This is a genomic window from Bosea sp. 29B, from assembly GCF_902506165.1.
Classification (GTDB): Bacteria; Pseudomonadota; Alphaproteobacteria; order Rhizobiales; family Beijerinckiaceae; genus Allobosea.
The window spans coordinates 978,447-996,719 of record NZ_LR733817.1 but is presented as its reverse complement, the minus strand read 5'-3'; the positions used below and the strand labels follow the sequence as shown (position 1 = coordinate 996,719).

Annotated in this window: 18 protein-coding genes and 2 pseudogenes; 4 read left to right on the top strand and 16 right to left on the bottom strand. The window is 66.2% G+C overall.

What is annotated here, in order from left to right; translation table 11 throughout:
• Positions 1-6: 6 nt before the first annotated feature.
• From GV161_RS04785 to GV161_RS04770, 4 genes are read right to left on the bottom strand one after another with little or no spacing between them, the layout of a single operon-like run.
• Positions 7-963, bottom strand: a complete 957-nt coding sequence (locus tag GV161_RS04785) for a substrate-binding domain-containing protein (RefSeq protein WP_152015786.1) — start codon at positions 961-963, stop codon at positions 7-9.
• Entirely contained in the window at positions 960-1,925 is a 966-nt protein-coding gene (locus GV161_RS04780) for an ABC transporter permease (RefSeq protein ID WP_152015787.1), read from the bottom strand. The genes GV161_RS04785 and GV161_RS04780 overlap by 4 nt, the downstream gene beginning before the upstream one ends.
• Complete coding sequence (locus tag GV161_RS04775) at positions 1,922-2,923, bottom strand: ABC transporter permease (RefSeq protein ID WP_152015788.1); 1,002 nt, start codon at positions 2,921-2,923, stop codon at positions 1,922-1,924. The genes GV161_RS04780 and GV161_RS04775 overlap by 4 nt, the downstream gene beginning before the upstream one ends.
• The gene (locus GV161_RS04770; protein WP_159650140.1) at positions 2,920-4,422 is read right to left on the bottom strand and encodes a sugar ABC transporter ATP-binding protein; all 1,503 of its coding nucleotides are present in this window, start codon (positions 4,420-4,422) and stop codon (positions 2,920-2,922) included. Before GV161_RS04770 ends, GV161_RS04775 begins: the two co-directional genes overlap by 4 nt.
• Before the next feature lie 139 nt (positions 4,423-4,561).
• On the opposite strand from GV161_RS04770, the gene GV161_RS04765 reads away from it, so the two are divergent.
• A complete protein-coding gene (locus tag GV161_RS04765; RefSeq protein WP_152015790.1) occupies positions 4,562-5,536 on the top strand; it encodes a LysR substrate-binding domain-containing protein in 975 nt (324 codons plus the stop codon).
• Positions 5,537-5,765: 229 nt separating this feature from the next.
• On the opposite strand, the pseudogene GV161_RS04760 reads toward GV161_RS04765, so the two are convergent.
• The 5 genes and pseudogenes from GV161_RS04760 to GV161_RS31420 form a co-directional block, all read right to left on the bottom strand.
• Positions 5,766-5,992 (bottom strand): annotated as a pseudogene (locus GV161_RS04760) (PHB depolymerase family esterase); the annotation flags it as partial.
• Complete coding sequence (locus GV161_RS04755) at positions 5,989-6,684, bottom strand: response regulator transcription factor (RefSeq protein ID WP_152015791.1); 696 nt, start codon at positions 6,682-6,684, stop codon at positions 5,989-5,991. The gene GV161_RS04755 and the pseudogene GV161_RS04760, both read right to left, overlap by 4 nt.
• 95 nt (positions 6,685-6,779) lie before the next feature.
• On the bottom strand, positions 6,780-7,061 hold the full coding sequence (locus tag GV161_RS04750) for a hypothetical protein (protein WP_152015792.1): 282 nt from the start codon (positions 7,059-7,061) through the stop codon (positions 6,780-6,782).
• 226 nt (positions 7,062-7,287) lie between these two features.
• Complete coding sequence (locus GV161_RS04745) at positions 7,288-7,947, bottom strand: hemolysin III family protein (RefSeq protein ID WP_152015793.1); 660 nt, start codon at positions 7,945-7,947, stop codon at positions 7,288-7,290.
• Positions 7,948-8,093: 146 nt separating this feature from the next.
• Positions 8,094-8,228 (bottom strand): annotated as a pseudogene (locus tag GV161_RS31420) (DUF892 family protein); the annotation flags it as partial.
• 429 nt (positions 8,229-8,657) lie between these two features.
• Here GV161_RS31420 and GV161_RS04735 point away from each other — a divergent pair.
• Positions 8,658-9,011, top strand: coding sequence for a hypothetical protein (locus tag GV161_RS04735; RefSeq protein WP_152015795.1), 354 nt, complete (start codon positions 8,658-8,660; stop codon positions 9,009-9,011).
• Positions 9,012-9,145: 134 nt separating this feature from the next.
• Positions 9,146-9,409, top strand: coding sequence for a DUF1488 family protein (locus tag GV161_RS04730; protein ID WP_152015796.1), 264 nt, complete (start codon positions 9,146-9,148; stop codon positions 9,407-9,409).
• Between the two features lie 709 nt (positions 9,410-10,118).
• On the opposite strand, the gene GV161_RS04725 is transcribed toward GV161_RS04730, so the two are convergent.
• Positions 10,119-11,126, bottom strand: a complete 1,008-nt coding sequence (locus GV161_RS04725; protein ID WP_152015797.1) for a glycosyltransferase family 4 protein — start codon at positions 11,124-11,126, stop codon at positions 10,119-10,121.
• A 20-nt stretch (positions 11,127-11,146) separates the two neighbouring features.
• Positions 11,147-12,754, bottom strand: coding sequence for an alpha-amylase family glycosyl hydrolase (locus GV161_RS04720; protein ID WP_152015798.1), 1,608 nt, complete (start codon positions 12,752-12,754; stop codon positions 11,147-11,149).
• Positions 12,755-12,930: 176 nt separating this feature from the next.
• Between GV161_RS04720 and GV161_RS04715 the strand changes: the two genes are divergently transcribed.
• The gene (locus GV161_RS04715; RefSeq protein ID WP_152015799.1) at positions 12,931-13,149 is read left to right on the top strand and encodes a hypothetical protein; all 219 of its coding nucleotides are present in this window, start codon (positions 12,931-12,933) and stop codon (positions 13,147-13,149) included.
• Between the two features lie 31 nt (positions 13,150-13,180).
• Here GV161_RS04715 and GV161_RS04710 read toward each other — a convergent pair whose 3' ends face one another.
• From GV161_RS04710 to GV161_RS04690, 5 genes are all read right to left on the bottom strand, one after another.
• Positions 13,181-13,441 carry a hypothetical protein gene (locus GV161_RS04710; RefSeq protein ID WP_244624170.1) on the bottom strand — a complete coding sequence of 87 codons (261 nt, stop codon included), beginning with the start codon at positions 13,439-13,441 and terminating at the stop codon, positions 13,181-13,183.
• 108 nt (positions 13,442-13,549) lie between these two features.
• Positions 13,550-13,774: a hypothetical protein gene (locus GV161_RS04705; RefSeq protein ID WP_152015801.1), complete on the bottom strand. Its 225-nt coding sequence runs from the start codon at positions 13,772-13,774 to the stop codon at positions 13,550-13,552.
• A gap of 54 nt (positions 13,775-13,828) precedes the next feature.
• Positions 13,829-14,068 carry a hypothetical protein gene (locus GV161_RS04700; RefSeq protein ID WP_152015802.1) on the bottom strand — a complete coding sequence of 80 codons (240 nt, stop codon included), beginning with the start codon at positions 14,066-14,068 and terminating at the stop codon, positions 13,829-13,831.
• Positions 14,055-15,425: a glycoside hydrolase family 130 protein gene (locus GV161_RS04695; RefSeq protein WP_152015803.1), complete on the bottom strand. Its 1,371-nt coding sequence runs from the start codon at positions 15,423-15,425 to the stop codon at positions 14,055-14,057. The genes GV161_RS04700 and GV161_RS04695 overlap by 14 nt, the downstream gene beginning before the upstream one ends.
• Positions 15,426-15,462: 37 nt before the next feature.
• Positions 15,463-17,745, bottom strand: a complete 2,283-nt coding sequence (locus tag GV161_RS04690) for a glycosyltransferase family 4 protein (protein ID WP_152015804.1) — start codon at positions 17,743-17,745, stop codon at positions 15,463-15,465.
• Between the last annotated feature and the right edge of the window lie 528 nt (positions 17,746-18,273).

The following is an 18,273-nucleotide window of genomic DNA, read 5'->3' as shown; positions in this document are numbered from 1 at the left end:
CGTCCGTCAGGGGCGATAATCGGCCGGCGCGACGACCGAGGAGAGGTCGACGGTCGCGACGTTCTCGCGCGTCACCAGCAGAGCCGGCAGGACGACACGCGCCTCGACCGGCTGCTTGGCCGCGGCCTTCAGCGCCTGCGCCATCGCGGCCTTGCCCTGGGCGACGACCTGTTGGATCGAGGTGCAGGCGATGTCGCCGTCCTTCAGCATCTGCTGGGCGGTCGGGCTGAAATTCGAGGCCGAGACCTTCACCGGCTTGCTCGCCGACTTGAAGGCCGAGACGACGCCGGCCGCCATGTCGTCGGTCGCCGCATAGATGCCGGCGAGGTCGGGGAAGCGCTGCGTCCAGTCCTCGGCGGTGCCGAGCGCGGCGTTGCGATTGTCGGCGAGGCGCGATTCTGCGACGATCTTGACGTCGGGCGCCGCCTTGGCCAGCGCCTCGCGGAAGCCCTTGGCGCGCAGGTCCGACCAGGCCTGGCCGGCGGGGCCCGCCATCATTGCGACCGTGCCCTTGCCGCCGACCGCCTTGGCGAGGCATTCGGCCTGGAGCTTGCCCATGTCGGCATGGTCGGCGCTGACCAGCGAGGCAAGCTTCGGCGTGTTCGGCGGCGAGGAGATGCCGACCACCGGGATGCCGGCCTCGATCGCGCGCTCGACGATCGGCTTGACCGCATCGCCATTGGTGGCGCCGATCACGATCGCCGCGACCTTGCGCTGGATCAGGTCCTGCACCTGGGCGATCTGCTGCGAGGCGTTGGCGTCACCGCCGGCATTGAGCTTGAGCACGGTGGCGCCACCCGCCTTCGCCTCGCTCTCCATGCCGTAGACGGCGGAGATCCAGAAGGAGGAGGCGAGGTTCGGCACGGCGATGCCGATCGTCTTCTCCTGGGCGAGGGCCGGCTGCGCCAAAGCGGCGGCAGCGATCGAGGCGAGCAGCAGGCTACGGCGGGACAGGAATGTCATGGCGATACGTCCTTGGGCTGGCGGTTGCGGGAAAGGAGCGAGCGGAGGGCGGTGTCCATCAGGCCGGAGCCGAGGATGACGAGGCCGACGGTGACCTGCGCCAGGAAGGGCGAGACACCGGTGAGATTGAGTCCGGTCAGCACGGCCTGAACGAAGAACGCACCGGCCGCGACCGCGATGGCGTTGGCGACGCCACCCGACAACGCGGTCCCGCCGATGATCGCTGCGGCGATCGCCTGCAATTCCATGCCGGCGCCTTCGGTTGGCAGGCCGGCGCCGGCTCGGGCCGTCATCAGCGCTCCGGCAAGTCCGGCGAAGAGGCCGCAGAGCTGGTAGGCCCGGATTTGGAGCGCGCCGGCATCGGCGCCGACCAGGCTGACGGCTTCGGGATTGGCGCCGAGCATCAGGATGCGCTTGCCGAGTGTGGCGTGGCTCAGGAGGAACTGGGCGCCGAGGACGCAGGCGAGGGCGAGCCAGGCGAGCGGCGGCAGGCCGAGCACCGGATCGAAGGCGAGGCTGGTGGCATGGCCGGCTTCGGTGAGCGGCACGGCCTGGCCGTCATCGCTGACCAGCAGGGCGAGGCCCTTGAGCGCGACCAGCGAGCCGAGCGTCGCGACGATCGGCTGCAAGGCGAGCCGGCCGACGAGCCAGCCGTTCAGTGTGCCGCAAGCGAGACCGACCAGCGGGGCGACGAGCAGGCCGGCCAGCCCGAAGCTGTTGGCGGCCATGGCGGCGAGCGTTCCGGCCAGCGCCGCGATCGCGCCGACCGAGATGTCGAAGCCGCGGGCGGCGAGGGCGAACATCTGGCCTGTCGCCAGCAGGACGAGGACCCAGGCTTGGCCGGCGATGCTGGCGGCATTGCCGAGCGAGAGGAAGCCGGGCGCTATCGCGGCGAAGACGAGGCCGGCGGCGAGGATGCCGGCAGGTGCGACCAGCAGGCGAGGGGCGATGGCCGGGGTCATCCGCGCCTCCCGCCGGTGACGACGCGGATTGCGTTGCCGAGGAAGGCCCAGTCGCGCTGGAGCAGCACGGCAGCGACGACGAGCGTGCCGAGCAGGATGAGCTGGTAGGCGGTCGGCAGGTTCAGCAGCACCACGATGTTGTTGAGCATGGCGACGATCAGCACGCCGCAGGCGACCTGCAGGACATTGCCGCGTCCTCCCCCGAGCGGCAGCCCGCCGACGGCGCAGGCGGCGATGGTCTCGAAGGGCAGGTTCGGCGCGAGCATCGGCTGGCCCGAGGCGACGCGGCTGGTCAGGATGACGGCGCCGAGCGCGCAGAACAGGCCGGCCACGGCGTAGCCGGAGAAGACGAGGCGGGGCACGGAGAGGCCGGCGAGCCTGGCAGCCGTCGCATTGGCGCCGACCAGATACCAGCCGCGTCCGAGCCGGGTTTTCGCGAGCAGCAGATGCAGCGCGGCGAAGGCGATAGCGGCGCAGATGATCGGCACGGGTATGCCGAGGACCCGGCCGCGCGCCGGCCATGAGAAGGCGTCCGAGGGCGGCGCGTCGATCGGCAGGCCGCCGGCGAGCCAGGCGGCAAGGCCTGAGGCGATCATCAGCATGCCGAGCGTCGCGATCACCGGCGGCACGGCAAAGCGGGCAACGAGTAGGCCGTTGACCATGCCGATCGCAAGGATCAGCAGGCCGCCGAGGAGGAAGGCGCCGACCACACCGGCTGTCGGCAGGGCCATGACGATGACGACGCTGGCCAGCGCCGCCGAGGCACCGAACGAGAACTCGATGCCGGCGAGGATGACGACGATGGCCTGGCCGCAGGCGACGATGCCGAGGATCGCAGCGATGCGCAGCACGTTCTCGATATTGCCGAGCGTGCCGAAGCGCGGCACTGCGAGGGCGGCCAGCCCGAACAGCAGCGCCGTCACGACGAGGATGGCGGGCGGGCGCAGGATGGCAGGCATGCTGGAGGGGCCCCGGTCGCCGATTGGAAAGCTGCTCATGCCGCTGCCTTTCCGGCGAGCGCGGCCATGATCGCCTCGGTTGCGGCGCAGGCCGGCAGTTCCTGCGCGATCATGCCGTCCCGGACCACGAGATAGCGGTCGCAGAGCGCTGTCAGCTCGTCGAGGTCGCTCGATGCGACCAGGACGGCGACGCCCGAGCGCGCCATCTCGATGACGGCGCGGTGGATCATGGCGCGGGCGGCGACGTCGACCCCGCGCGTCGGCTCCAGCAGGACGAGGGCGCGCAGGTTCGGCAAGGCGAGGCAGCGCGCGATCAGCAGCTTCTGCTGGTTGCCGCCGCTGAAGCTCGCGGCCTCGGCGTCCGGCCGGGCCGGATGCAGGTGCAGGCGGCGCAGCAGCGGCTCGATCGCGTCGCGCTCACGCGCCTTGCCGAGGAGGCCACGAGCGGAAAAACGCGACAGGGCGCTGGCTGAGGCGTTGCCGATCGCGCTGACCGGCGGAAACAGTCCCTCGGCATGGCGATCGGCCGGGACGTAGGCGACGCCGAGGCGGACGGCTTCGCGCCGATCGCCGAGCGCAAAGCGCTGGTCGCCGACAGCGATCTCGCCCTGGCCGGGAGCGGCGCCGGCCATGGTGGCGGCGATCGCGAGCGCTCCGGAGCCGACCAGACCGGCGAGGCCGACGATTTCACCGGCGCGCACCGAGAGGTCGAGGCTATGGCCAGTCGCCATGCGGACATTGGCTGCAGTCAGGACCGGTTCGGCCCGGGCGCTGCCGGAGCGGTGCTCGTGCTCGACCTGCATGCCCAGCATCGCCTTGACCAGCGTGGCGCGGTCATGCCGGCCGATCGGGGCGGCGTCGATCACGGTGGCGCCATCGCGCAGCACCGTGACCTCATCGGCAAGGCGTTCGATCTCGTCGAATTTGTGCGAGATGAAGAGCACGGCCGCGCTGCCGGCGCAGAGATCGCGGACCACGGCGAAGAGCCGGTCGGCCTCAGCGCCGTTCAGCGCTGCCGTGGGCTCGTCGAGGACGAGGATGCGGCAATTGCGGCCGACACCGCGGGCGATTTCGAGCAATTGGCGCTCGCCGAGCGAAAGCGACGAGACCGCGCGATCGAGATCGAGGTCGAGCCCGACGCGGGCGAGCCAGGCCCGCGCCTCCTCGCGCGGCACCAGCGCCTTGCGGCTGAGGCCGGCACGGCCGGCGGCGAGCTGGAAGGCAGAAAGATTGTCGAGGACGGAGAGCTCGGGAAACAGGCTGAGATGCTGGTAGATCGGCACGATGCCGGCGGCGATCGCCTCGGCTACCGAGCGGAAGGCGACCGGCCGGCCAGCGATGGTGACGCTGCCGCTGTCGGGCTTCACAGCGCCGACGATGATCTTCACCAGGGTTGACTTGCCGGCGCCGTTCTCGCCGAGCAAGGCGTGGACGCGGCCAGCTTGCAAGGTGAGGTCGGCGCTGCGCAGCGCGCAGGTCGCGCCATAGCGCTTGGCGATGTCGCGCATGGCGAGCGCGATCGCTGGCTCGATCGTCATCGGCAGTTCCCCATTCACCGGTGCCATGCCCGTGGGCAGGTCCGGCGTTGACGAGACGATGCGGCCGTCGCTCGATCGTCACAAACGAATTGTTCGGCGCTCATGCATGATCTACCCTCATGCATGAGAGAGGTGCTGCATGCGAAAGAGGCGTCTGCCGCCATTGAATGCGTTGCGTGGCTTCGACGCTGCGGCGCGCCATTTGTCCTTCACCAAGGCAGCCGAGGAGCTGAACCTGACGCAGGGTGCGGTCAGCCGTCAGGTCAAGGAGCTCGAGCTCCATCTCGGGCAGGAGCTGTTCCACCGCTTCACCCGCAGGATCGAGTTCACCGCAGAGGGCGAGCAGTTCTTCCGGAGCGTCGAGAGCATGCTCGACGAGCTCGAGCGCGCCGCCGGCCGCTTTAGCCGACGCAAAGACCGAGCGACGTTGACGGTCTCGGTGCTGCCGACGATCGCCTCGGTCTGGCTGATGCCGCGGCTGCATCTCTTTACCAGCCTGCACCCGGAGATCGAGCTGCGTGTCGTCTCGTCGATCGAGCCGGCGGATCTGCTCGCTCATGAGGCCGATGTCGCGATCCGGGTCGGACGCTTGCCGGGCCGGCACTATGAGCGCAACCAGCCACGCATCGAGCTATCCATGCTGACGCGCTGGGACGGGGTCCATGCCGACGAACTCTTTCCTGATCGGCTGGTGCCGGTCTGCTCGCCTGGCCTGATCGGCGAGACGGACGTCACTCCCGCCGATCTGGCGCGCTGGCCGCTGATCCATACCTCGACGCGCCGCCACGCCTGGCCGGACTGGCTGAAAGCCCACGGCGTGCGGGCGGCGATCGAGATCGAGCCGACGCTGCAGTTCGGGCACTTCTTCATGTCTCTGGATGCTGCGCGACAAGGCCGCGGCATTGCGCTCGTGCCGGACATCATCCTGGCGCATGAGGAGGGCATGCGTGGATTGACGGTTCCGTTGACCAGCGAACTCGACAGCGCTGGCGAATATTACCTCCTGATCCACGAAAACCGTTTCGACGATCCGCGCGTGCAGGGTTTCAGGAATTGGGCCTTGAAAGAGGCTTTCAAAGTTCGCGGCAATTCATCGAAGCTCGTTCCGGCCTGACAGGGCGAAGGGATGGCGGCAGGCGATGTTGTGATCAGGTGGGACCAGAAAAGCAAAAAGCGCGGGGAAACCCGACGCTTATGTGCCTCTCGAGCCTGAGAATTGTCCGGAGCGGGCGAAGGGATTCGAACTCTCGACGCCAACCTTGGAAAACGATTTATCCTTCAATTCCAATATCTTGAGCGTGCCCGACGTAGGCGTCTGCGACCGATAGGATACATCTGCGTTCCCAGTTGAAACAGAGGTTCGGATGGTTCGTGCGCTGCTGCTCGGGATAAAGCAGGGCAAGCCATGTCGGTCCGCGAGCTGAGACCAGCCCGAGCCATTGTCATAAACGGCAGCCGACTGCGTACAGCCATGGAGAACGACGACGAGCGGCGCACCCGTCGGCAGCGGCTGCGGCACATAACATCAGCCTTGGAGTGCGCCCAGCGACCAAGGACCCCAGGACGTCAATCAAAAAGCGTCCATCCACGATCCGAGCCATACCGCATGATGTCTCCTCGTGAAGACAAACCTAGTTTCCTACAGGCGCGGAAGCGGTAGGTTTCGACTGACCTGACGCTCAGGCCGGTCTGGTCTGCGATGCTCTTGTTCGAATTGCTCGAGACGACGAGGCGCAGGACCTGAATTTCGCGTTCGCTCAGTTCGTCATCTGGGTTGTCGAGGCGACTTTCCATGCTGCCTATTGGGCGTCTTAATTCTCGCACCGACAGCGCCAGGCCTCCATCGAGGTACAGCCCGCCGCCCCGAACAGCCCTTAGGGCTTGCAGCAGTCTGTCGTTGGAGGCGCCATTCAGCAGGTAACCTGCGATGCCGAGCTGAAATGCTGCCTTGATCGACCTCGCATCGCGATCGTCGCATACGAGCAAGATCAGAATGAGCGGTGACACGCCCAAGATGCGCCTTACGAAGGCAAGACCGGCCGGCCTCAGCGTACCGATACAGATGATGGCTACTTCGGGGCTCTGCGAGCGAATGAATTCGACCGCGTCGAACATCGCCAATGGCACGCCAATGATGGTCGCGCCGGGGACTGCGCCGACAAGCGCGTTCAGGCCGGCAAGCATGATTGGCTGATCGCCGAAAAGCGCAATCCGCTGCTGAAATGGCGCCGGCATTATCGCGAGCCCTTCCGTGGGCAGCATGTCCGGGGATTCAGATGGAGTCAGAAACAGCTTGATGAAAGAGAAGCTTCTGCATCGGCCTGAATGAGAGCACGGCCTTCAAGAAATTTGCGTGTCTATTTCTTTTCGATGCCCAAGGGATTGAACATCTCGGTTATCGGGTTGTTCTGGCGGCGTGACCGGGCAGGCCGATCCGCATTGCGTTGTCCGGCTGAACCATTGATCTGCGCTTCACCGATGACCCGTTCCCGATCATCGAGACCCCTCACGCGATACTGAGGCTCGCTGTCGACCAGAGAGGGCAAGCGGCGCGTGACCGTATAGAGCCCGACGGCATTCTGGTCGTGAAAGCCGAAAGCCAGGCTGACCTGGTCGCCGACGTCATAGTGATGCGCCATTTCCATCTCCTGCCTGCGTCAGCTTGAGGAGCTGAGACTAACAGTAGCACATCGCATTGAGATCAAATCAAAAATCGGAGCTTTCGTGGCCATCGCGTCACGCGTGTGCCGTAGAGGAATATGGCCCCCCGGAGCCGTCTGCTCTTATCGGCAGCGTGACGCCCAGCTCCCAAGGCTGCGAACGAGAACCCGCCAGCCGCTTTTTCCTGAAAGGCCGTAAGCGCCGTCAGCTCGATGGAGCGATCGCATAAGCCTGAAAGACGGCCCCGTAGAAACAGCCGGAGGCGACGAGGACGAAGGCGTGCCAGATGGCGTTCTGGAACGGAAGGGTCTGCCAGACGTGAAAGACCACGCCCAGCGTGTAGAGAAGGCCGCCCGTCACGATCAGCCACAAGGCGACGCTCGGAAGCTGCGCGATGCTCTCCCAGGCAAAGACGCCGCTCCAGCCCATGAGGAGATAGAGCACAATCGACAGGCGATCATATCGGCCGGGTAAGGCGACCTTGAGCAGGACGCCGACAGCCGATGCGATCCAGACGATGGCCAGGAGGACATGCGCTGCCGCGCTCTCGCCTATTCGCGCCAGGAAAGGCGTGTAGGTTCCCGCGATCAAAATGTAGATCGCCGAATGGTCGAAGCGCCGCATCAGCCACTTCACCGGCGAAACCGGCAACATGTTGTAGACGGCGGAGGTGATCAGGACAGCCATCAGCGCGGAGCTGTAGATCGCAACCGGGATCAGACCAGGCATCGAAGCTGCGACAACGCGCGCGATCAGATACGCGACCGCGCCGACCCCCAGCACGATTCCGAGCCCATGGATCAGACCATCGGCCCAAAGCTCGGCACGATCGAAGTGGAAGCGCCCCTGCGTCGGTTGGTGCAATTCAGGCCCTTTCCCAGTCGCGCCATGCCGTTCGAATCCATGACGGATCGACACCGATAGCAAGGGTGCCTGCAGACAATGTGACAACGGTCAAGGAAAGGCTCGCCGAACAATGCTCGGCGAGCCTTTCTTGGTATCCCTGCGGATCAGGCCGCTTTGGCGACAGCCGCCGAGTTGGCCGGCTCGCCGAGCTGCGTCAGCAGCTTGTCGGTCCTGGTCTCCTCGGCGAGTGTCGCGTCCAGCAGCGCCACCGCCTCCTTGTGGCCGAGCTGCTTGGCCCAGGTCATGAAGTCGTGCGCTGTATCGCAGAACGCGACCTCGTCGGTGTGGAGACCAACGCGCTTGGCGCGCAGCCGTCCGGCGAGATTGCCGCCGGCGCCGGCCGCAACCAGGTGAACCAGAGCTAGCCAGATCAGGGCAGCGATGCCGAATGTCGTGGCGGCGACGCCCGCGTTCGACCAGGGCAAAACGGGAGATGGCTTGATCCGCATCTGTGCCAGGTTCTTGCCTGCTGCAAGCCGCGGAGACCCGTATGCCGGATCGACAGGTGACCATCATCGAAGAAAACGGCGCGCGTCGACTATTCGGATGCTCCATCTAAATGTGCTGTCGAAGAAATGGTTGAATCGAATCAAATGATGATCAGTCTCTCCCAATTGTGATATGATCTTCGACGGAAGATTTTCTTCCGGTTCGGAAAGTCCGACATCATGAAAATTCCAGCAGAACTGAAGCCGGCCGCCTGGGGCGCCGTCGGCGGGGCTATTGCCCTTGCGATCATTGGTTTCACCTGGGGCGGGTGGGTGACGCACAGCACGGCGGAGCGAGAAGCCAGGACGCGTTCGAGCACCGCTCTTGTGGCGGCTCTCTCGCCGATCTGCGTGGCGAAGTTCCAGCAGCAGGCCAATGCGACCGAGCAGCTCGTCGAATTCAAGAAGATCAGCTCCTGGCAGCAGGGTGATTTCATCGCGAAAGGTGGATGGGCGACGATGCCGGGGAGCTCCTCGCCCGATTCAGACGTGGCCAAGGCCTGCGCGGCAGCCCTGGGCGTTCCGAAAACCTGAGATGGTTCGTTCGTCGCGCGGCGCTGCGACCAGCCTGCGCCTTGTCGCGCGACGCACCTTCTCGGCGTCGCGCGACAACGACCCCAGCGCACCCACGGCACGCCTGAACCTGGTCAACCCTGGAGGATGATCCGATGAGCCTCCACTTCCCCAATCCAATCCGGCGATATGACACCGCCCGGGACTGCGTGTGCTTCTGGGGCTCCGATTCCGCCCTTGAGATCGCATTCGAGGTCGAGCTCGCAGCGTTGCGCAGCATCGACTTGTCAGCCGGGCCGGGCGAAGCGTCGATGCTGCGAGCTTATGACGGGCACCTCGCTACCATCCGGAAGGCTGCCGGGGCAGCCTATTCCCGCAAGCGTCAGAGCTACCATCGCTTGACTGCTGCCGACTTCTAATCGTGCTCGTGCTTCTCCCCCGACGGCTGGCCCACAGGCTTCCCGGGGGCTTCTGGCTGCCGCAGCGTGACTTTATCGGCAGCCGGCGCGGGTGCGGCCGGTGCGGCCGGCGCGGCTGTCGGGGCGATTGTCGGCTTATTGGTGTTTGCGGCCGGCTTCGGCTCGATCGTCCTGAAACGGATCATCATTATCCTGTCGGTTCGCTGACGCTCGCAGCATGAATTCGGTCCATGGGACTGCTGCCCGAGAGCACTGAACGCTACTTCCTCTTCGGCGCCGCGACCTTCACGACCGTAGTGGCAAGGCTGTTGGGGGCAGGATCTGCTAGCTTCGGTTTTTCCTGCTTCGGCTTCTTGGCCTCGCGGTTCCCGCGTCGTTCGCTTTTTGACATGCCGTTCTTGTCCTTGCTCGGAGATCGCGGGTCGCGATCTCTCGGGTTCGTATCGGCTGGAGCTGGGTGCCTTGCAGGCAATCGCCATCGAAATGCGCATGCGAGATTGCAGGCGCGGATGTCACTCAGGAGAAGCGAGCAAGTGCTCGGTGCAGCGCGGCCGGCTAGCAGCTGCCGCGGCTACCTGGGGGCGAGCCCAGGCAAGTCATGTCGAAGCAGGGTTGCAGCCTAGGCCAGGGCTGAGGAAAGCGCACGTTGTTTCTTCGCGGCTCTCCCTTGGGACCCGCGTGCCTTCCGTCCGCCGGGAGTGCATGTGGCTCATCCGAGGATGGACCGATACAGCTCGAGATAACGATCGGCCATTCGGTCGACGGTGAAGCGCGCCGCGACCGCTGCACGGCAGGCGGTGCGGTCGATCTCGGAGAGGCGCGCGATCGCAGCCACGGCCTCATCGACGCTGTCGACAAGGAACCCGGTCACGCCGTGTTCTATCAGCTCAGGCATCGAGCCGCGCCGGGAGGCGATGACGGGGGTGCCGCAGGCCAGCGCCTCGATGACCGACAATCCGAACGGCTCCTCGAAGTTGATCAGGTGCAACAACGCCTTCGCCGAGCCGAGCGCATGCATGCGAGCGCTGCCGCCGACGGGACCGAGATAGGCCACACTCTCGCTGGCGAGCGCGGGCGCGACCTGCGCGTCGTAGTAGCCGCGGTCCTGGACGATGCCGGCCATGACCAGACGCCGGCCGGCTGCGCGCGCCGCGGCGATCGCCTCGGCCGCGCCCTTGTCGGGGTGGATGCGGCCGAAGAAGAGCAGGTCGTCGCTCCCGGTTGGATCGAAGGGAAAATCCTCGATCCGGATGCCGTGATGGATCGTCGCGGCATAGCGCAAATCGGGGTGCCGGTCGGCGGCGCTGATCGCGACATAGTGGATCCGGTCCTCATAGGCCTTGAAGGCCGGCAGGATGCGCTCCGAGGAGAAGCCGTGAATCGTCGTCACCACCGGCGTGCCGACCAGGCGCGAGAAGGCGAGCGGCACGAAATCGGCCTGGTTGTGGATGATATCGAATTCGCCGGCGCGCTCGAAGACGTGGGCGACGTGCAGCAGCTCCCAGACCTTGGCGTCGATCGTCGGGTCTTCGGAGTACGGCGCCGGGCAGATGCCGGCCAAGGTGCCGGCCGTATGGCTGTCCCGGGTGGCGAACAGGGTGACGTCGACGCCGCGCACCACCAGCGCCTCGGTCAGCAGGCTCGTCACAAGCTCCCAGGGGCCGTAATGGCGCGGCGGGGTGCGCCAGGAGATCGGCGCCAGCATGGCGATGCGCATCCGTTCGCTCCTCCTTCTGGTCAGTCGGCGAGCGTCAGGATCACGCCCTCGTTCGGCCGCAGGAGCAACGCGCCGTCCTGCGCCAGCGTCAGACCGGCGAGCGTGGACAGGAGGGGGCGGCAACCATGCGCCCAGCCCGGCAAGGCCAGACGCTGCCGCCGCTCCCCGAGATTGAGCGCCACAATCAGCCGCTCTGCATCATGCCGACGCTCGTAGGCGAGTATATCGCCCTCGGCATCCAGCAGCGCGAAATCACCGATGGCCAGTGCAGGATGGGCGCGTCGAGCTGCAAGCAATCGGCGATGCAGCGCCAGCATCGAGGCCGGATCGGCCGATTGGCGCTCCACGTTCCGGGCTGGCCAGTCGGCGTTGAGCGGCAGCCAGGGCGCAGCGGTGCTGAAGCCGGCATGCGCACTGTCGTCCCACGGCATCGGCGTGCGGACCGGATCGCGCCCGAGACCCTTGCCCGGCTGGCGTAGCTCGCGCGGATCCTGGACCTGATCGGGCGGGATCGTGACATCGCTCAAGCCGAGCTCGTCGCCATAATAGAGGGTGGGCGTGCCCCGCAGCGTCAACAGCAGCATCGCCGCGACCCGGGCCTGGCTTTCCCCCAATCTGGTGGCGACGCGCGGGCGGTCGTGATTGCCGAGTACCCAGTTCGGCCAGCCGCCGGGCGGCAGCGCCGCCTCGTAAGCGGCGATGAGCGCGCCAAGCGACCGTGCCTGCCAGGGCGCGTCGATGAGTTGGAAGTTGAAGGGCAGGTGCACGCCGGGCCGATCTTCGCCGTAATAGCGCATCAGCCGCTCAACCGGCAGATAGATCTCGCCGACCAGCAGGCGCTCGCCTCTCCCTGCGGCCTCATATTCATCCGCAAAGGCACGCATTTCGGCCGCGATGCCATGGACTTCGGGCTGGTCGGTCGATTGCAGCTGGACCAACCGGTCCTTCTCGTCGAGGGCAGGCCAATAGGCCGGGTTCGGCGGGTTGTCCGGGAAGTCGGCAGCCTTGATCAGGTGCCAGAGCACATCGATGCGGAAGCCGTCGACGCCGCGGTCGAGCCAGAAGCGCAGCACGCCGTGCATCGCCGCCTGCACGGCCGGATTGCGCCAGTTGAGGTCCGGCTGCTGCTTCAGGAAGGCATGATAGTAGTACTGGCCGCTGGCCTCGTCCCATTCCCAGGCCGATCCGCCGAAATCGCTGATCCAGTTGTTGGGTGGTCCGCCTCCTGGGGCAGGGTCGCGCCAGAGATACCAGTCCCGTTTCGGACTGCCGCGCGAGGAGCGGCTTTCGGCGAACCAGGGATGCTGGTCGGAGGTATGGTTCGGCACGAAATCGAGCAGGAGCTTGAGCCCGCGCGCATGGGCCTGCGCGAGCAGGTCGTCGAAATCGGCGAGCGTGCCGAAGCGAGGATCGACGTCGCGGTAATCGGAGACGTCGTAGCCGAAATCGGCCATCGGCGAGGGATAGATCGGCGAAATCCAGATCGCATCGACGCCGAGTTCGGGAAGATGGCCCAGCCGCTGCGTGATACCCTGGAGGTCACCGATTCCATCGCCGTTGCTGTCCTGGAACGAGCGCGCGTAGATCTGGTAGATCACGCCGCTCTGCCACCACGGCGCGGGCATCATCGCCTCACCGCGCACGGCCGGGACATGACGGCCTCGTTTCCGAGCAAGCTCGCCGCAAACCGGAACAAAAGTGCCGCGGCGACAGTTCGCTCTTCATGACCAATCTCCGCAAGGTTCCATCGATCCGTCCCGATCCAGCCCCCCAGACAGGGAGCCCGCCGGTCGGCGACCACGACATGGAGCTGTCGCTGCCGGTGGATGCGCCGCGCAATGTCGTCAGGAAGCGGCAGCAGCGGGCTGCGCGTTCGCTGGCAGGCCAGCATATCGATGAGGCGCTGTCGGAACTGCCGATCTCCGACCAGGCCAAGGCATCGCGCAAGGCGAAGCTGATCGAGCTGCCGGACGACACCCCGATCAAAAGGCCCGCGAAGCGATCCAAGCCCGGTCCGGCCTAGCCTGTGCCTGCGCACCGCTGGACGGCCTTGCTCAGCCATCGGAATCAGGCCGCGCATCGTCGACAACGCGCCGGCAGGTTCCCCGGGTAAAGCGCTCGATCTCGGCCAGCGCGGCATCGAGCGACCCGAAAGGGCCTCGCCGCATGGCCTGCATCGTCGCGATCGCCTGGCCCGCGGGGTAGATCATGAATTCGCCCTCCGCCCTGTCCTCGACATATCCCATCGCTCGGCCGAGCAGGTCGGTTAGCAGCCAGGCCGTTCCGTCCGGCTTCCGCGTCACGTCGATGTCCAAGCGATCTCCGTTCGTCGGCCCCCCGATCCGAGGGGCTCAAGGGGCGGGCTTCAACCAGTCGGGGCAGAGGTCTTATCGTGGGTTACCCGGAAACGGTGATAGGGCCCGTCAAACCGGCTGCTTACGCTTGGGCCGTGGTGGCGCCGACGCTGCAGCGGCTCGGTCGGCCGCCTCTTTCTGCAGCCGCAATTCTCTCAAGCGCGCCGTGTTGGCGTCGCGCGCCTGATTGATGGTGTCCGTTTCGGACAGCACGCGATTGCGCGACAACGACTGGGTTTGCGTTCTCAGGAACGCAGCATCTGCGGTCACGCGGGATTTCGAGTTCTCTGCCAAGTGTCTTCTCCGAAGTGGGTCGGCGTGGGGTAGGAGACGAGCCTCGAGCAAGCGTCACCCGACGCGGCTGCGCACCGATCCGGGGCTGTCCGAAACAATCTGGTCATGGCCGATCGCCCGCTCATGGCCATCGGCACCGCGAACGCGGTATTCGCGCTCGCCGCTCGCCCGCGTCGGCATGATCCGCACGATCTCGTAGTCTCCGGCACCGGACTGATCGGCGAAGCCGAAGGACAGTCGGACCACGTCTCCCGGCGCGATCGGGCGGTGGGTCGTGGGCTTATCTTGGGTCATGTTCGTGCTCTTTCTCAGGGAGGGCGCCCTGCCGCAGATCATGCGTCTCGTCGGCGGCGACCGGGCTCAGGGCCTGCAGCAGCGCCCCGATCCTGATCGTCGCGAAATTGCAGTAGGTGTCGGAGACCGCATAGGGCAGGACGATCTGGTCCCGGTGGCGCATCGCACCGCAGGTGTAGACGACGTTGGGAACATAGCCCTCTCGCTCGGACGGCTCCGGCCGGACCAGGGGCTCGCGCGAACGCGCCAGCACCTTCGACGGATCCTGCTTGTCGAGCAGGACGGCGCCGATCGCATAGCGCCGCACCGGTCCGACGCCATGGGTGAACAAGAGCCAGCCTTCGTCGAGCTCGATCGGGGAGCCGCAAGTCCCGATCTGGATGAACTCCCAGGGGTATTGCGGCTTCAGGATCGCGACGCCGCCATCCCAATTCATCAGATCGTCCGAATAGACGAGATAGAGGTTTTCATTGTCCTGCCGCGCGATCATGGCGTAGCGACCAGCGATCTTGCGCGGGAACAGCGCCATGCCCTTGTTCACGGCGGCGCTGCCTCGCAGGGGCGACATTCGGAACGACAGGAAGTCGGTGGTCTCGATCAGCTCGGAGCGTATCCCCCTGCCGTTATAGGCCGTGTAGGTCGCGCGGAACACGCTGTGCCCACCCTCGTCGAACTCGACGAAGCGCGCATCCTCGATCCCGTTCGACTGCGAGGCCGTGATCGGAAAGATCACCCGCTCGCTGATGTCGCCGTCCGGGGAGAACGCCACTTCGACGTCGTCGCCGTCGAGGCGCACCATGCGATTGCGGAAGGTCGCGATCGTCGCGAGACGAGAGGTGGGATCGACGCTCAGGCTGCCGTCAGCGGCGATCGTGCCGGAGCGGAAGGTCAGGGACGAGATATGGCCCTCGCCGACCGCGCGAAGGCTGAGGACGAAGCGGCGCCCGCCCGGTGGAGCGCCGGACTGGTCGGGGTGCGAGACGATGCTCGGGTTGAAGAGCGCTGCCGCCTCAAACGAATACTCATGCAGGAAATAGGATCCGAGCAGCTGGCGTTGCGCTCTGCTGAACTCGCGGTGCGTGGTGAACACCTCCTCCATCTCGTCGGCCCGCGCCTCGAAACGTTCCAGTAGGTTGCGGTGTCGGCCGTTGAAGTTCTCCAGCACCTCGGCGAGCTGGCTTGCCGCCGCCTCCTGGTCCAGCCCCATGACGCGCGCAACGATGTGGTTCGCGCGCAGCTTGTCGGTCGGGTTCATGTCGCGCGGATCGGGCGAGGGCCCGAAGCGGCGCACCACCACCCGGGCGGGATCGGGGTAGAGGTGCAAAGCCTGCCGGTTCAGGAAGGTGGCTTGCGGCAAGGCGGCCCCAGTTCGGTTTGTGCGGATCGCCGAAGGCTCAGGCGTGCAAGACCCGAAGCGGCGCCAGTTTCGGGCGGTCCCCACTCATGCGGGAGAGCTGGCGAATCTCGGCGAGGCTGAGAAGGTAGGATACCACGGATTCGCCGCCGCGGTTCTCATTCGGCCGGTCGCGGTGGAGACCATCGCGGCAGGCGCCGGTTTCGAGATCGACCAGCGGTGTCGACAGGTCGTTCTCGCCAATGAACCAGGCGAAGGCGCGCACCGCTTCCGTCCGCCATTGCGCGTCACCATCGGCGCGCCAGGCCGCAAGGCAGGCCGAAATCGTCGCCGTGGCCTCCAGGGGCTGCTGGTCAAACGCCTTCGGCGGGCTGAGCCTGTCGCCGAAGCTCTCCGAACCCACCGGCCGGAACAGGCCGGCAGGTGTGCTCTGCACCCCGACCAGCCAGCGCAGCGAGCGCAGGCCGGCTTCGACATAGGCGGGAACCTGCATCGAAAGCCCGGTCGCGATCAAAGCCTGCGGCAAGCGGGCATTGTCATAAGAGAGACCTTCCTCGAACCAGACCCAGTCCGGCGTCTCGACCGTCGACAGCAGGGCAAGCAGACGGTCCGCCAGCAGGGAGCGCAACTGGATGGTGGAGGACGGCGCCGCGACCACGGCGCAGTAGGCGTCCAAGCCGAGCAGGGCGAATCCCCAGGCACGAGGCGAGCTGAAGCTCTCGACCGCGGGCAGCGCTTCGGCGAACAGCGCAGCGGCCCAGCGCCGCCGTGACGGGCTGGCGTCGCTGCGCGCGCATTCGCCGAGGGCCCAGAGGGTCCGGCCATGGCTGTCCTCCGAGCCGACCTCCTCGAGCCAGCGTCGATCGAAGCTCATGAAGTTGCGGAAGCGCCGCGCCTGCGGATTCCAGGCATGCTGGACGAAGGAGGCGAACCGCGCCGTCAGGGGCTCGGGCAGGTGCTGCTCGCCGGCGCTGCCGAGAAGGCAGGACAGCAGCAGCGCCCGGGCATTGTCGTCGACGCAGTAGCCATGCGCGCGATCCGGCACGGAATGGACGGCGTGCTGGAACAGGCCAGTGTCGTCGCACATGCAATGGAGGTGGTCGGTCCGCAGCTCCGGCGGCGCGGATGGCTGAAGGAATGGCTTTGCCTGCGCCGTCCCGGCAATCACGCTCAGCAAACGGCTACGCCGCGCCGACTCGAATGTGGCGAGATAGCGCTTTGCGGTCTGCTCCCAGGTCATGGAGCGGCTGCTGGCATAGGCGCGCTGGCGCATGGCCTGTCGCCTGGTCGAGTCAGTCAGCAATCCCGCGATCTCATTGCCGGTCGCGACGACGTCGCCGAACGGCACCAGCGCGCCGCGGCCATCGGCGAGCAATTCCTGGGCATGCCAATAGGGCGTCGAGACGACCGCTTTTCCAAGCCCGAAGCTATAGGCCAGCGTGCCCGAGGTCATCTGCGCCTCGTTGAGATAGGGCGTGACGTAAACGTCGCACATCGAGATGAAGCCGAGCAGCGTCTCGCGATCGACAAACTGGTCGAGGAAGACGACGTGATCCTCGATGCCGAGCTCGTGGACGCGCTTCTGCAAACCGATGCGATAGGCCTCGCCCTGCTCGCGGACGAGATGAGGGTGGGTGGCTCCAAGGACGACATAGACGGCATCGGGCCGGCGCCTCAGGATCGACGGCATCGCATCGATCATCACCTCGATGCCTTTATTGGGTGACAGCAGGCCGAAGGTCAGGATCACCGAGCGGCCGGCGAAGCCGAGCCTGGCCTTGGCCTCGTCCGGCTCGACGAAAGCAAAATCGGGGATGCCGTGCGCGATCACCTCGATCTTGTCGGCGGGAAGCCGGTAGATGGTGCGCAGCATGTCGCGCCCTTTCTCCGCCATGACGACGACGCGGGACGAGGCATCGACGATCCGCTCCATGACGCCGCGCTGCGCCGGGCTCGGTTTCGACAAGACGGTATGAAGCGTGGTGACAACCGGCATCGTCAGCCGTGACAGCAATCCGGCGACATGCGCGCCCGCTTCGCCGCCGAAGATGCCGAATTCGTGCTGCAGCGAGACGACGTCGAACCGGCCCTCGTTCAGGAAGTCGGCAGCGCGCGCATAGTCCTCTATTTGGTCATCGCGGATCTGGAACCCGACGGAGCCTGGATAATCGTAACCGTCGCCATCGTTCATCGCCACGATCGAGGTCGTCAGATCGGAGGCAGATGCAGCAACCGCCTGCTGCAGGTCCGTGGTGAAGGTGGCGATGCCGCAGCGGCGCGGCAGCGAGTTGCCGATGAAGGCGATCCGATGGAGTGCGGTCATGCGCGTGCCTCTGTGGTTGGAATCTGCGCTTTCGCCCCCGCGGCGGGCAGCAGAGGCCCGTGGATCGTGCTGCGGGCCGGCGCGATCGCATGTCGGTCTGTGATCGGCCGAAGAATGTCATGGCTGGGCAAGGTGGCATCATAGGCGACGAGGCAGGTCAGGCCCGTTCGCCCGGCGGCGAGATGCGTTGTCTGCGCCTGCACGAAGCAGCCTTCGCCCATTTGCGCCCGCCATGGCCCGATCCGGCCTTCGCCAGCGATCACCAGCAGCCAGGTCTCGGCCTGCGCGCGCAATTCCCAAAGCGATTCCGCAGCAAGGTCGAACCGCTCGAGGGTGAAGAACGGGGTCGCCAGGAGCAGTGTCCTGGCATCGCTCAGGCGTCGCGTCGGCACCTGTTTTGCGGCCGGTCCGGCATGGGCGGCGGCAACACCAAGCTCGATATGGAGCTCGCGCTGGCGACCGTGGTCGAACAGGCGGAAGGTCGTGTCGCTGCGTTGCTGGATCTCGGCAAGCACGAGGCCTGGACCG

What these genes read in the sequence shown, in the direction of transcription:
- GV161_RS04785 (WP_152015786.1), bottom strand. Translation starts at nt 963, where the DNA reads ATGACATTCCTGTCCCGCCGTAGCCTGCTGCTCGCCTCGATCGCTGCC.
- GV161_RS04730 (WP_152015796.1), top strand. Translation starts at nt 9,146, where the DNA reads ATGAGCCTCCACTTCCCCAATCCAATCCGGCGATATGACACCGCCCGG.
- GV161_RS04755 (WP_152015791.1), bottom strand. Translation starts at nt 6,684, where the DNA reads ATGCTGCCCACGGAAGGGCTCGCGATAATGCCGGCGCCATTTCAGCAG.
- GV161_RS04775 (WP_152015788.1), bottom strand. Translation starts at nt 2,923, where the DNA reads ATGAGCAGCTTTCCAATCGGCGACCGGGGCCCCTCCAGCATGCCTGCC.
- GV161_RS04690 (WP_152015804.1), bottom strand. Translation starts at nt 17,745, where the DNA reads ATGACCGCACTCCATCGGATCGCCTTCATCGGCAACTCGCTGCCGCGC.
- GV161_RS04700 (WP_152015802.1), bottom strand. Translation starts at nt 14,068, where the DNA reads ATGACCCAAGATAAGCCCACGACCCACCGCCCGATCGCGCCGGGAGAC.
- GV161_RS04770 (WP_159650140.1), bottom strand. Translation starts at nt 4,422, where the DNA reads ATGACGATCGAGCCAGCGATCGCGCTCGCCATGCGCGACATCGCCAAG.
- GV161_RS04715 (WP_152015799.1), top strand. Translation starts at nt 12,931, where the DNA reads ATGGAGCTGTCGCTGCCGGTGGATGCGCCGCGCAATGTCGTCAGGAAG.
- GV161_RS04735 (WP_152015795.1), top strand. Translation starts at nt 8,658, where the DNA reads ATGAAAATTCCAGCAGAACTGAAGCCGGCCGCCTGGGGCGCCGTCGGC.
- GV161_RS04725 (WP_152015797.1), bottom strand. Translation starts at nt 11,126, where the DNA reads ATGCGCATCGCCATGCTGGCGCCGATCTCCTGGCGCACCCCGCCGCGC.
- GV161_RS04720 (WP_152015798.1), bottom strand. Translation starts at nt 12,754, where the DNA reads ATGATGCCCGCGCCGTGGTGGCAGAGCGGCGTGATCTACCAGATCTAC.
- GV161_RS04750 (WP_152015792.1), bottom strand. Translation starts at nt 7,061, where the DNA reads ATGGCGCATCACTATGACGTCGGCGACCAGGTCAGCCTGGCTTTCGGC.
- GV161_RS04780 (WP_152015787.1), bottom strand. Translation starts at nt 1,925, where the DNA reads ATGACCCCGGCCATCGCCCCTCGCCTGCTGGTCGCACCTGCCGGCATC.
- GV161_RS04765 (WP_152015790.1), top strand. Translation starts at nt 4,562, where the DNA reads ATGCGAAAGAGGCGTCTGCCGCCATTGAATGCGTTGCGTGGCTTCGAC.